At 67.6% G+C, this 13090-nt stretch carries 13 protein-coding genes; 8 read left to right on the forward strand and 5 right to left on the reverse strand.

Going from position 1 to position 13090, the window contains the following annotated elements; all coding sequences use genetic code 11:
* Window positions 1-85: 85 nt before the first annotated feature.
* Window positions 86-427 (forward strand): hypothetical protein, encoded by a 342-nt coding sequence (locus tag AWC17_RS16060; protein WP_046184409.1) that lies wholly within the window; start codon window positions 86-88, stop codon window positions 425-427.
* Window positions 428-449: 22 nt separating this feature from the next.
* On the opposite strand, the gene AWC17_RS16065 is transcribed toward AWC17_RS16060, so the two are convergent.
* On the reverse strand, window positions 450-917 hold the full coding sequence (locus tag AWC17_RS16065) for an SRPBCC family protein (protein WP_046184422.1): 468 nt from the start codon (window positions 915-917) through the stop codon (window positions 450-452).
* Between the two features lie 216 nt (window positions 918-1133).
* On the opposite strand from AWC17_RS16065, the gene AWC17_RS16070 reads away from it, so the two are divergent.
* From AWC17_RS16070 to AWC17_RS16085, 4 genes are all read left to right on the forward strand, one after another.
* Window positions 1134-2969, forward strand: coding sequence for a fatty acyl-AMP ligase (locus tag AWC17_RS16070; protein ID WP_047323321.1), 1836 nt, complete (start codon window positions 1134-1136; stop codon window positions 2967-2969).
* 77 nt (window positions 2970-3046) lie between these two features.
* Complete coding sequence (locus tag AWC17_RS16075) at window positions 3047-4279, forward strand: EstA family serine hydrolase (protein WP_046185278.1); 1233 nt, start codon at window positions 3047-3049, stop codon at window positions 4277-4279.
* A 91-nt stretch (window positions 4280-4370) separates the two neighbouring features.
* Window positions 4371-6698: an arylsulfatase gene (locus tag AWC17_RS16080; protein ID WP_046185277.1), complete on the forward strand. Its 2328-nt coding sequence runs from the start codon at window positions 4371-4373 to the stop codon at window positions 6696-6698.
* The gene (locus AWC17_RS16085) at window positions 6699-7379 is read left to right on the forward strand and encodes a GAP family protein (RefSeq protein WP_046185276.1); all 681 of its coding nucleotides are present in this window, start codon (window positions 6699-6701) and stop codon (window positions 7377-7379) included.
* Between the two features lie 11 nt (window positions 7380-7390).
* On the opposite strand, the gene AWC17_RS16090 is transcribed toward AWC17_RS16085, so the two are convergent.
* Window positions 7391-8242, reverse strand: a complete 852-nt coding sequence (locus AWC17_RS16090; protein ID WP_231588624.1) for a bile acid:sodium symporter family protein — start codon at window positions 8240-8242, stop codon at window positions 7391-7393.
* 261 nt (window positions 8243-8503) lie between these two features.
* On the opposite strand from AWC17_RS16090, the gene AWC17_RS16095 reads away from it, so the two are divergent.
* A complete protein-coding gene (locus tag AWC17_RS16095; RefSeq protein ID WP_046185274.1) occupies window positions 8504-9172 on the forward strand; it encodes a hypothetical protein in 669 nt (222 codons plus the stop codon).
* The gene (locus tag AWC17_RS16100; RefSeq protein WP_046185273.1) at window positions 9169-9942 is read left to right on the forward strand and encodes a YqjF family protein; all 774 of its coding nucleotides are present in this window, start codon (window positions 9169-9171) and stop codon (window positions 9940-9942) included. The genes AWC17_RS16095 and AWC17_RS16100 overlap by 4 nt, the downstream gene beginning before the upstream one ends.
* Window position 9943: 1 nt before the next feature.
* Here the strand turns inward: AWC17_RS16100 and AWC17_RS16105 are convergent, their stop codons facing one another.
* Window positions 9944-10714, reverse strand: coding sequence for an SDR family oxidoreductase (locus tag AWC17_RS16105; RefSeq protein ID WP_046185272.1), 771 nt, complete (start codon window positions 10712-10714; stop codon window positions 9944-9946).
* Between the two features lie 58 nt (window positions 10715-10772).
* Between AWC17_RS16105 and AWC17_RS16110 the strand changes: the two genes are divergently transcribed.
* A complete protein-coding gene (locus AWC17_RS16110) occupies window positions 10773-11249 on the forward strand; it encodes a nuclear transport factor 2 family protein (protein ID WP_046185271.1) in 477 nt (158 codons plus the stop codon).
* Here AWC17_RS16110 and AWC17_RS16115 read toward each other — a convergent pair whose 3' ends face one another.
* Both AWC17_RS16115 and AWC17_RS16120 read right to left on the reverse strand, forming a co-directional pair.
* Window positions 11250-11987: a DJ-1/PfpI family protein gene (locus AWC17_RS16115; protein ID WP_046185270.1), complete on the reverse strand. Its 738-nt coding sequence runs from the start codon at window positions 11985-11987 to the stop codon at window positions 11250-11252.
* Between the two features lie 18 nt (window positions 11988-12005).
* On the reverse strand, window positions 12006-12965 hold the full coding sequence (locus AWC17_RS16120) for a GlxA family transcriptional regulator (protein WP_046185269.1): 960 nt from the start codon (window positions 12963-12965) through the stop codon (window positions 12006-12008).
* Window positions 12966-13090 lie beyond the last annotated feature (125 nt).

Below are 13090 nucleotides of genomic sequence, written 5' to 3' on the forward strand. Positions count from 1 at the left end.
AGAGGAGTTCGCGGCGGCGGGGATTCATATTCGAGCGACAGCCGCCTCCCAGGTGATAGCTAGAGTCTCGGCGCCAGACTGATGGATGACCGCCAGCACCCCTCACTACCACCGGCTGCGACTGGTGCCAGTCATTTTCGCGGGAGCCGCGACCGTCGCACTGCTCGGCCCAATCGGCACGGCGCACAGACCAGTGCGCCTGACGGACGTAGCCGTTTCGCCCCAGACACCGCCGAACCTTTCCGGCGGGGGCGGCTTTGCCGCCGATGACGACGACGACCAAGCCCAGCTTCAGCAGCAGCTCGCCCAGCAGCAGCTGCAGCAGTCGATGCAGCAGGCCGAACAACAAAACGAACAGGCCGAGCAACAGTTCGAGCAGAGCATGCAGCAGGCTCAGCTCGACGAGCAGCAGGCCAACAACCCGTAGGCCCTGCCTCAAAGCATGAGAGCTAACGCTGGCCGTCCGACTCCTGCTCGGCCGCCTTCACCAGCCGGCCGGAAAAGAACCGGACCGCTCCGCCCATGACGGCCCGCATCACCGGACCCGTCCCGCGCACTCCTTCGGTGAACGAACCGGTCCAGCGGATGTCGGTTCCGCCCGCCGGATTCGGCGTGAAGACCACCTCACCCGAGTAATCCTTCGCCGGCGTCGGGGGCCCGACGAGCTTGTAGGCGTGCCGGCGATCCTGCTCGTACTCGACGGTCTCCTCCTGCACCAACACGGGCCACATCCCCACCTTGCGAACGGCCCCGATCCCGCCGGGCGCCGGATCGCCCTGCCGGGCCCAACTCGAGTGCACAACGATGGGCTTGGCCCACTTCGACCAGTTGGCGCCGTCGGTCACGAGCCGAAACAGCGTCGCGGCAGGCGCGGTGCTGGTGCGGTTGATCTCGAATGAAAACGTCCTGCCTGACATGACCAACTCCCGGTGAAAATCCATCGACGACCCTGCATGCCGCTCGCGCGTAGGCTACCGCTCACGCCGCGCACCTCCCGGGTGGGGTTCGGCGGCCGCCGCGAGAGGACGCACGATCGTCGCCGACGCGCCCGGACTGGCTCCCAATTCGCCTCCGACTGAACGTCCTTCGCGCGGCACGGCGATCGCCGCATCGCCTTGCCTACAGTGGGATCCATGGAATCCGGTTCCCGGCAGCACGCCAAAGGTGTCCCCGGCTTGCTCGAGATCGAGGACTGCCTGGATGCCGACGGCAATATCATGGTGCCGCCGGACGTCACGCTCATCTCACTCATCGACCGCAACATCGCGAACGTCGGTGACACCGTGGCGTATCGCTTCCTGGACTACAACCGTTCGGCCGACGGGCTAGTCGAAGAGGTGACGTGGAATCAGTTCGGTGTCCGGCTGGAAGCCATCGGCGCGCGCGTCCAACAGGTCGCCGGCCACGGCGAGCGGGTCGCGGTCCTGGCGCCGCAGGGCCTCGCCTATGTGATGGGTTTCTACGCGGCGATCAAAGCCGGGACCATCGCGGTACCGCTGTTCGCCCCCGAGTTGCCCGGCCACGCGGAACGTCTGGACACCGCCCTGCGCGATTCGCAGCCGACGGCCGTGCTGACGACAACGGCGGCACGGGGCGCGGTCGAGGATTTCCTGAGCACCCTCCCGCAGCTGCACCGGCCGCGCGTCATCGTCATCGACGAGATCCCCGACTCGGCGCGGGACGCATTCGCCCGCACCGAGCTGCGCCACGACGACATTTCCCACCTGCAATACACGTCGGGCTCGACGCGGCCCCCGGTCGGCGTCGAGATCACGCACCGAGCGGTGGGCACCAACCTCGTGCAGATGATCCTTTCGATCGACCTGCTGGACCGCAACACCCACGGTGTGAGCTGGTTGCCGCTCTACCACGACATGGGGTTGTCGATGATCGGCTTCCCGGCGGTGTATGGCGGACACTCCACGCTGATGTCGCCCGCCGCGTTCGTCCGCCGGCCGCAGCGCTGGATCAAAGCTTTGTCGGCCCAGGCGGGCCGCGCCGTCACCGCGGCGCCGAACTTCGCCTACGAATGGACGGCCCAGCGGGGGTTGCCCGCTCCGGGTGAAGATGTCGACCTGAGCAACGTGGTGCTGATCATCGGGTCCGAACCGGTCAGCATCGAGGCGATCACCACCTTCAACAAGGCCTTCGCCCCGTACGGGTTGCCGCCGACGGCGTTCAAGCCTTCGTACGGCATCGCGGAGGCCACCCTGTTCGTCGCGACCATCGCGCCCACCGCCGAGGCGACCCCCGTCTACTTCGACCGCGACGAACTGGGCGCCGGCCGCGCGGTGGCCGTCGCGGCGGACGCCCCCACAGCCGTGCCGCAGGTCTCCTGCGGTCAGGTGGGCCGCAGCGAATGGGCCGTCATCGTCGACCCGGACACCGGAGTCGAACTGCCCGACGGTCATGTCGGCGAGATCTGGTTGCAGGGCAACAACGTCGGCCGGGGCTACTGGGGACTGCCCGACGACACCCGGCGTGCATTCGGCGCCCGGCTGCAATCGCGGCTCGCCGAGGGCAGCCACGCCGAGGGCTCGACCGTCGAACGCGCGTGGCTGCGGACCGGGGACCTCGGCACCTATCTCGACGGCGAGCTGTACGTCACGGGCCGGATCGCCGACATGGTCACCGTCGACGGCCACAACCACTACCCGCAGGACATCGAGGCGACCGTGGCCGAAGCGTCGCCGATCGTCCGGCGCGGATATGTGACCGCTTTCGCGGTGCCGGGCGAGGACACCGATCAGCAACTGGTGATCATCGCCGAACGGGCGACGGGCACCAGCCGCGCCGACCCTCAGCCGGCCGTCGAGGCCATCCGGGCCGCGGTCTCGCACCGCCACGGGCTGCCCGTCGCCGACGTGCGCTTCCTGCCCGCCGGCGCCATCCCTCGCACCACCAGCGGCAAGCTGGCGCGCCGGGCCTGCCGCGCCCAGTACCTGAGCGGCGGCCTGGGCGCCCACTGACCCGGCCGGGGCGGGACCGCCCGAAAAGCGGCCCTCGCGGAAAGCGGCTGACCTAGTCTCCATTCGGAGGCAAGACGATGGTTCTCAAGGTTGCGGTGTCGGCGGACCTGATCGGCGGCGACGTGGACGCCGGCTATGGAAAGGTCGCCGACGCCTTCCGCGCCAGTTTCCGCGATGGCGCCGAAGTGGGCGCGGCCGTCGCCGTCTACCGCGACGGGGTCAAGGTCGTCGACCTGTGGGGCGGCTACCGAGACGGCTTGGCGAAACAACCGTGGCAGCCCGACACGATGGTCAACATGTTCTCCACGACCAAAGGGGTCGCCGCTCTGGTCGTGGCCGTCGCGGTGTCCCGTGGACTCGTCTCCTATGACGCCAAGGTCGCCGATTACTGGCCGGAATTCGCGCAGGCGGGCAAGGGCGATGTGACCGTCCGCCAACTCCTGGGGCATCAGGCCGGACTGTGCGCTCTCAAACCGAAACCGACGCTGGCCGACGTCGCCGACCCCGCCAGGCTCTCGCCGATCCTGGCAGGCCAAGCACCGGCGTGGCGACCGGGTTCGCGGCACGGTTACCACGCGATCACGCTCGGCTGGTACGAATCCGAACTGATCCGCCGGACCGACCCGACCGGCCGCACGCTGGGCCGCTTCATGGCCGACGAGATCGTCCGGCCGCTAGGGCTCGACCTCCACATCGGCCTGACGGATTCGGTGAACCGCGAGCGGGTCGCCCACGTCCACAACTGGGTGCGCGCCGAAACGCTGCTACATCTGAACGTGATGCCGGCGGGATTCGTGGGCGCCTCGCTCAACCCGGTCGGCCTGACGGCGCGCGCCATCGCCGTCCCGCGCGGCGTCAATCCGTTCAACGGCGACTACAACCGCGACGATGTGCGGGCGGTCGAGATCCCATCTGCCAACGGCATCGGCACCGCACGGTCGGTGGCGCGCATGTACGGCAGCGCGGCCACCGGGGGAGCCGAGCTCGGCCTCGGCGGGGACACCCTCGAGGCGCTGACGGCACCGGCGCTCTCGCCAAGCCAGGGCGTTCGCGACAAGGTGATGAACGTCGACGTGTCATATTCGCTCGGCTTCTGTAAACCCGTGCCGCACTTCGCATTCGGCTCTTCGGATAAGGCCTTCGGAACTCCCGGCTTTGGCGGGTCGTTCGGCTGTGCCGACCCGGACACCGGCGTCGGCTTCGCGTACGTCATGAACCGGCTGGGCTTTCACCTATGGAGCGACCCGCGCGAACTCGCGTTGCGGCAGGCGCTGTTTCGCGACGTGCTGGGGGTGCGACCACAGACGTGACGCCGCTAAGCATTCGCCGCCCACTACGGTGAAGGCGCCGAGTTGCGTGGGGGACGGCCGGGAATTCCGCTCACCAGCACCAGGAGGCGCGATGGTCAACCTGCCCCGCGAGAACGAACGGTTCGACGGCGTCATCAACCCGTCGGCGGCCGACTCCACGCCGTTACGACCGTCGATCGTCTATCCGCCCGACGGCGCGCCCAACGTCGTCGTGGTATTGCTCGACGATGTCGGGTTCGGTGCCGCATCGACGTTCGGCGGGCCGGTCCCGACACCGGCGCTGGATCGTGTCGCCGGTGCGGGGTTGCGCTACAACCAATTCCACACGACCGCGCTGTGCTCTCCGACGCGCGCCGCACTGCTAACCGGCCGCAACCACCACAGCGCGCACATGGGCACCATCTGCGAGATCGCCTATGGATTCCCGGGTTACGACAGCGTGATACCGCAGAGCACCGCGACCGTCGCCCAGGTGCTGCGGATGAACGGCTACAGCACGGCGCTGTTCGGCAAAGCACACTTCACCCCGACGTGGGAGACCGGACCCGCCGGCCCGTTCGACCGCTGGCCGACCGGGCTCGGATTCGAACGTTTCTACGGTTTCTTGGGTGGGGACACTTCGCAGTACGAACCGGCACTCTACGACCAGATCACACCCGTTGAGCCGTACCTTGGCCGCGACGACTACCACCTGACCGAGGACCTCGCCGACAAGGCGATCGACTGGATCCGGCTGCAGAAAACGTCGGCACCGGACAAGCCGTTCTTTCTTTACTTCGCGCCCGGCGCCACCCACAGTCCCCACCATGTGTGGCCGGAATGGTCCGATCGGTTCGCCGGCCAATTCGACGACGGCTGGGATGCCTTGCGGCAACGCACATATGCCCGCCAACTCGAAATGGGTGTCATCCCCTCCGGCGCCAGGCTGACACCGCGACCCGAGCAGATACCCGCGTGGACCGACTACGACGACCGCTACAAGCCGGTGGCCCGGCGGCTGATGGAGGTCTACGCCGGCTTCCTGGCCCACACCGACGCCCAGATCGGGCGGGTCATCGACGCCGTCGATGGGTTAGGACAATGGGACAACACGTTATTCATCTACCTGTGCGGCGACAACGGCGCGTCCGCGGAGGGAACGATACACGGCGCCTGGAGCTCACCGGCGTTCCAGAACGGGATGCCCGAAGACCCCGAATGGCTGCTGGCCCACGTGGCCGACTTCGGCACGCCCCGATCCGAAAACCATTACAACGTCGGCTGGGCGTGGGCGCTCGACGCACCGTTTCAGTGGATGAAGCAAGTGGCGTCGCATTTCGGCGGAACCCGTAACGGACTGGCGATCTCGTGGCCGCGGGGCATCACGGCGGCGGGGGAGCAGCGCAGCCAGTTCCACCACGTCATCGACATCGTTCCCACCATCCTCGAAGCCGCCGGCATCGAGATGCCCGCGCGTGTCAACGGCGTCGAACAGAAGCCGATCGAGGGTGTCAGCATGCGGTACTCGTTCGACGACGCCGGCGTGGCCAGTCGGCGGACCACACAGTATTTCGAGATCTTCGGCAATCGCGCGGTGTACCACGATGGGTGGATCGCCTCGTGTTTCCACGGCCGGCTGCCCTGGGTACGCGCCCAGCGCGCAACCCCGTTCGGCGACACCGAAAGCTGGGAGCTCTACCATCTTGCCGATGATTTCAGCCAGGGCGTCGACCTTGCCGCACAGCACCCCGACAAGCTCGCCGAACTGAAGGCGGTGTTCGAGGCCGAGGCGCGCAAATACGATGTCTATCCGCTCAGCGACGCGACGCTGGCCCGCGCGCTGCCCGTCAACCGGCCAAGCCTGCTGGCCGAGCGCACCTCGGTCACCTACTACGCCGGGCAGGTGCGCATCCCCGAACCGGTGACGCTGGGCTACACCAGCACGTCCTTCGAGCTGCGGGCGCAACTGGCCATACCGACGGGCGGCGCACAGGGAGTGGTGATCAGCATCGGTGGCGCGATGTCCGGGTGGAGTATGTACCTGCGTGATGGCATTCCGCACTTTGTTTACAACTATTTCGGGCATGAGCTCACGACTGTTGCGGCGGCCGAGCCACTGCCGGAAGGCCCAGTCACGCTGGGGCTTTCGTTCGACTACGACGGCGGTGGACTGGGCAAGGGCGCCTCGGTGTCGCTGCACGTCGACGGCCTCGAGGTGGCCGGCGGCCGCGTCGAACGCACGGTGCCGTTCCGATTCTCGATGAGCGGGGAGACGTTGGACATCGGCACCGACACCGGGTCCCCGGTTGCGCCGTACGGGCACGATTTTCGGTTCACGGGGCGTATCGACCGAATCGACGCCACCGTATGTCCGCAACCCGCCGATCTGGCCGCGGCGATCGCCGAGGCGGAGATGCGCGCGGCGCTGGGGGCGCAGTAGATGCTCGCCATGTGGAGCAGTCTTATCCCGTTGATCTTTGGTTGCGCACTAGAACCGGTCGAGATCGTCATCACGATCATGCTGCTGGGCACCCCGTCGCGCGTGCGAGCGGCCGGCGCCTGGGTCGGAGGGCACGTCAGCACGCGCCTGCTGCAAGGCCTCATCTTCGGCACGATTCTGCATTGGGGAGCCCGCAGCGCCGACGCGAATCATCCGCACCGCTTGATCGTGTCCACCGTGCTGTTGGTGGTGGCCGTGCTGTTTCTGGTCACCGCGGCGCGGGAGCTGTTCAGCGATGACGATCCCAACACCCCGCCGCCGAAGTGGATGACCATGCTGACCTCGGCCACGCCCACCAAGGCCTTCTTCATCGGCGCCGGCGTCATCACCGTGTCGGTAAAAGCCTGGGTCTTCACGCTGGCGGCGATTAGCGTGATCGGCGACGCGAATTTGAGTCGGCCCGCCAATATCGGTTCATACGTTCTTTTCGTGGCGCTTGCCGCATCCGTGAACCTGCTCATCGTCGGTGTGGCAGCTGTTTTCCCGCAGCGATCACGCTCCCTGCTGGACCGCGTCTTGCTCTGGCTACAGGATCACGACCGGCCCATCGTGATCGTGGTGGGCCTGATTTTCGGGATCTGGTTCGGGATAAAAGCCCTGCGCGGCTTGGGGATTGTGTAGCAGCCCCGTAGTCAGGCGGGTGGCGTGGCTGCGTGCCGTCGCATCCAGAAGGAGTAGAGCGCACCGATCACCGCGGTGACCAGACCGTAGAGCGCAACGGCTCCGTGTTCGTCCGCGTTGGGAAAGTTCGCCGATGCGATGGTCAACGCCGTTGCGGGGTGACGGCAGCTGCTGGCGAATGCCAACACCGCGGATGACTGGCGTTCGGGCCCGCCCAGCACATGCCCGACGACGACCGTGCTGCCCACGAATAGCACCATCGCCACCAATGTCGATTCGCCCAGGAGCTTCCACATGCTCGGCGCCGCGGCGATCAGGAGAACGACCATGGCCACCGGCAGGGCCAACCGCTGCACGCGCTCGATCGGACCTTCGATACGGGCGGCGGTCGCCGGCCAGCGCTTTCGGATCACCATCCCCGCGACGAGCGGCGCCAACACCGACATCAACATGAGTTCCGCGATGGCCAAAGGGCTTGCGACATACTGGCGCCCGAACGCGCGCCCCATCAAACACGCCGCCACAAAAATCACCGGAACGGCAAGAACGGCGAGCACCATGACAAGGCCGAGCCCGTATTGAGCGCGCCCGCCGGCCTTTTCTCCCCGCCGCGGCAGCAGCGGCGGTAAAGGTGAAATCGCCAGGGTGACAAGCGCGATGGCCACCTCGGACCGCAGGTCCAACACGCCCACCAGTACTGCGGCGATCACCGGCGCAACGACCAGCACGGACAGCAGTGAACGGGTCAGCAGATGCGGCCGGCGCAGCAGGTAGGTGACGTCTGCGAACTGCACGGTCAACCCGTAACCGAGGATCACCACGAAAAGGCTGATCTGGAAGGCAATCCGTGCCGCATCGGCCATGGTCACGGAGGCCAGCCTGCCACGCCGGACTGGGTAGCGTGCGGAAGTGTTCGAGTCTGCACCCACCAGGCAGGCGCTGGACGCGTGGCCCGCATACGCGCTCAAGATCGCACCCGAACCACAGCTCGCGACATGAGGGCCGCATCCGAGCCTCCGCCGGTGGCGTCGAGTGTGGGCCCTACGTACGGCAACCGCCCGGAATTCGCCCCTGGCGCCCGTCTTGGAGGCATACCGGCCGGCCGCAGGTGGCATCCTGGCCGTGTGGGTTTACTCATCCGGTTGGCAGAGCTGTTGATCGTGATCCTGCCCCTGGCGGCTGCGACCGTCGCCGCCGTGCGCGCGTTCGGCGCCAACCGACGGCGCGCCGAACAACCGGACGCCGATCGGGCAGGGTTGCCGGACACTGCCACCGCAAGCTCAGGCGACAATCACGTCGCCCAGTGGCGGTCTCTGCGTCGCGTCCTCGAGGAACACAGCCGCACCGACGCGCGATGGCTCGAGTACGAACTCGACATCGCCAAGCTGCTCGACTTCCCGCTCATGACCAACATGCGCGATCCGCTCACGGTGGCCTTCCACAAAGCCAAGCTAAGCGCCGACTTCCTGCGCCCCGCCAAAGCCGAAGACCTCCTCGACGACCGGGAGGCCGCCGCGCAATACCGGACCGCCGTCACGGATTACGTGACCGCCTTCAACGCCGCCGAGACGGAAGCGATACGCAGACGCCGCAGCGACTTCTCCCGAGCGGACCAGCAGCGAATCGCGCGCGCTCAGAACCTGCTACGAGTAGCGTCGGACCCCGCCGCGGCAGCGCAGGAACGCCGGCACGCCTACGAGTTGGCGCGCCAGGAACTCGAGGGCCTCGTCGTGTTGCCGGCCACCACGCAAGCCGGCATCGAGCGAAGGGTCTTCGGGGAGTTGGAGGGATGACCGCGACGCCCGGCCCGCCGGTCCCCGAACCCGGCGGCGGCCAAAGCCTCGCGGGATACCCGGTCACGCCGCCGCCGCTGCCCGGCCCCGTCACCTTCGATCAGCGCTGGCGTGATCTGACCTTCATCCACTGGCCGGTGCGGCCCGACACCGTGGAAACGATGTACCCGCCCGGCACCCGCCCCGACGTCTTCGCCGACGGGATGACCTACGTCGGGTTGATCCCGTTTGTCATGGGCAGCACCAAAGTTGCTTCCGTGCTTCGGCTTCCGTACTTCGGTAGCTTTCCCGAGACCAACGTCCGGCTGTATTCCGTGGACGACGCCGGCCGGCACGGGGTGCTGTTCCGGTCGCTGGAAACGGCGCGGCTGGCCGTCGTGCCGGTCACCCGGGTCGCCCTAGGCGTGCCCTACACCTGGGCGAGGATGCGGACGCAGCGGCACGGCAACCGCGTCACGTATCGCAGCGTGCGCCGGTGGCCCCGCCGCGGCTTGCAGAGCCGGATCGAGATCGCCATCGGCGCCCCAGTCGAACCGACGCCGCTGGAAATCTGGCTCACCGCCCGATGGGGCGCGCACACTCGCAAGGCCGGCCGCACCTGGTGGATACCGAACGAGCACGAAACCTGGCCGTTGCGGGCGGCCGACATCGTCGAGCTGGACGATGAGCTGGTGGCGGCCAACGCCGTGCGCCCCGCCGGCGAGCGGTTACGCGCGCTCTTTTCACCCGGGGTGCGAACGCGCTTCGGCCGCCCCAGCGTCGTCGCGTGAGCTACGGGCAGGTGTACCCGCCGTCGATCACGACGTCGGAACCGGTCATGTAGCTGGAAGCCTCGCTCGCCAGGTAGAGGTACAGGCCGGTGAGCTCCTCGGGGCGGCCTATCCGCCCGAGCGGTATCTTCGGCTCCCACAGCCGGTGGTATTCCGTCAACGGCTCCACGAGTTCGGTGAGGATGTAACCCGGGCTGACGCTGTTGACCCGGATGTTGTGCGGCGCGAGCTCCACGGCCATGGCCTTGGTCAGGTGGATGACCGCGGCTTTGGACGTGCAGTAGTGACCCACTTGCTGCGGGACGTTGATGATGTGGCCCGACATCGAGGCCGTGGTGATGATGGCGCCGCCCTGGCCCTGCCGGACCATCGCCCTGGCGGCCGCTTGCGCGGTGAGGAAAACGCCTGTGACATTGGTGCTTTGGATGCGCTCGAACTCGTCGAGCGACATGTCCAGCATCCCGTTCACGGTGATGATGCCGGCGTTGCAGACCGCGATGTCGACGCCGCCCAACTCCGCGGTCACCCGGTCCAGCATCGCAATCACCTGATCGGGTTGGGTCACATCGCACGGGATCGGCACGACCCTGCCCTCGCCGTCCGCCGCGATCTCCCTGGCCACCTGTTCCAGTCCCTCGGCACGCCGCGCAGCAATGGCCACGTCGGCGCCCGCTTGCAGGTATGCCTGCGCCACTTTCCTGCCGATCCCGCTGGATGCCCCAGTCACCAGCGCCCGTTTGCCGCGCAGATCAAACAACTTCAAGACGTTCATGCGATATCCCTATCCCGACGAGCGACCAATAACCGAAACACGTTCTAGTGTGTCCGCCATGGGCAAATTCACCAGGGCAGAAATCGAGCAAGCCGTCGAGAACTACACGCGGGTCGTGGAGGGGTGCAGCGCCTCGGGGGATTGGCGACCCTTCGCCGATCTCTTCACCGAGGATGTCGTCTACACCGAACACCACTACGGAGTGTTCCACGGCCGCGAGGCCGTGCGGGACTGGATCGTCGCGGTCATGGCGCCGTTCCCGCACATGCGATTTCCGTCCGACTGGACCGCCTACGACGAGGACAACGACGCCGTGGTCGTGATGATCAAGAATCTGCTCGACCATCCAACGGATCCCAAGGGTGAGCCCTTCTGGTTTCCGAACTGGACCCGGCTGGTCTATGCCGGGGACGGCTTGTTCTCCAGCGAGGAGGACATCTACAACCCCAACCGGGATGCGCCCGGTGTGGTGACCGCCTGGCTGCAGGCCGGGGGTCAGCTCGCGTCTGACGAGATCCTGCAGCCCAACGCCTGACTAGGCGGACGCCGGCTGGCGTCCCCGCCGCCGCGACCGCACGGCCGCCAACGCCTGCTCCCACGCCAGCATCGTGGCCGCCTTCATGTTGGCCGGCTTCACAGTGTCCCTGGACAGCAGCGCGGTGGCGGCCGCCTTCGTGGTCGCCGACGCCTTCGACATATGGCCGGAGTCAAAAGGCGGCTGGGGGTCGTATTCGATCGCCAACTGAATCGCCTTCGCGCGGCCTTCGCCGCCGATCTCGCCGGCCAGCCACAGCGCCATATCGAGCCCCGCCGACACCCCCGCACAGGTGACGACGTCGTCCTGGTGCACGATTCGCTCGTCGCCCACCGCGACAGCGCCGAACGCCTTCAACGCCGGAACGGTCAGCCAGTGCGACGTGGCGCGCCGGCCCACGAGCAGGCCGGCGGCCGCCAGGATCACCGACCCGGAGCACACCGACGTCGTCCAACGAGCGGTCTGGTGCGCCCGGCGCAGCCAGTCCAGCAGCGCCTCGTCACGGGCATGCACCGGGGTCGACGGGCCACCCGGCACGAGAACCACGTCGGGCGAAGGTGTTTCGGCCAGCGAATGGGTGGCCCCGATGACCAGCACGCCCGAGTCGGCGGTGATCGGCCCCGCCTCGTGCCAGACGAACCGCACCTCGGCGTCCGGCAAATTGCGCAGCACCTCGTACGGGCCGATCATGTCCAGCGCGGTGAATCCTGGATAGGTCACGATCGCGATTTGAGTCATGGTGTCGTCCTTTCTGCTTCAGGCGAAGGCCTTCCGGTATTGGTCGGGCGGGATGCCGACCCGGCGAAGGAAGTTGCGCCGCATGGTTTCCGCGGTGCCGAAGCCGCAGCGGGTCGCGATCGCGACGACGGTGTCGTCGGTCTCCTCCAACTGCCTGCGCGCGGCTTCGGTGCGGATGCGCTCGACGTACTGGCCGGGCGCCTCGCCGACCTCGGCGGTGAACACGCGGGTGAAGTGCCGCGGGCTCATCGCCGCGCGTCGGGCCAGCTCGTCGATGCTGTGCTCGCCGCCCGGTTCCGTCTCGATCGCCTCCTGCACCGCGCGGATCGAGTTCCGTTTGGCGCGCGGCATCCACACCGGCGCCGCGAACTGCGTCTGCCCCCCGGGGCGGCGCAGATACAGCACCAGCCAGCGGGCGACCGTCTGCGCAACCTCGGTGCCGTGGTCGTCCTCGACCAGCGAGAGCGCGAGGTCGATCCCCGCGGTGACGCCCGCGGCCGTCCATACGGTGTCCGAGCTGCGGACGAAGATCGGGTCGGCGTCGACGTCGATCGCGGGGAACTCGCGGGCCAGCCGCCCGGCGAAGGCCCAGTGCGTCGTCACCCGCTGCCCGTCCAACAGCCCCGCCTCGGCCGCCAGGAACGCGCCGGTGCACACCGTGACCACGCGGCGGGCGTTTGCGGCGACGGCCTTGATCCAGCCGATCAGCTCGGCATCCGACCGCGCCGCGTCGACACCACCGCCGCCTGGCAGCACGACCGTGTCAATCTTCTCGCTGGGGTCGCCGGGTTCAGGCAGCGGCGCCGCGACGAAGGCCAGTCCGGTGGGGGTGGTCACGGGCCGGCCGTCGACGGAGGCCACGACGACGTCGTACCCACCGCCGGTGAGCAGCGATGCGCCGCTGAAGACGTCGTGCGGTCCCACCACGTCGAGCGCCTGCACGCCGGGAAAACCGGCGATGACCACCTTGCGAGCCATGGACTTAGTGTTCGGCACACCCCATCATGTCGTCTACGCCGTGTAGCCGGTCGTGTCCCTGCCGCGGTGTAAAAGAATCCGGACGTAGGTTCCCTCGAAGACCGGCAAGTCTGATGGAAGGAGCA

Source organism: Mycobacterium nebraskense, from assembly GCF_002102255.1.
Classification (GTDB): domain Bacteria; phylum Actinomycetota; class Actinomycetes; order Mycobacteriales; family Mycobacteriaceae; genus Mycobacterium; species Mycobacterium nebraskense.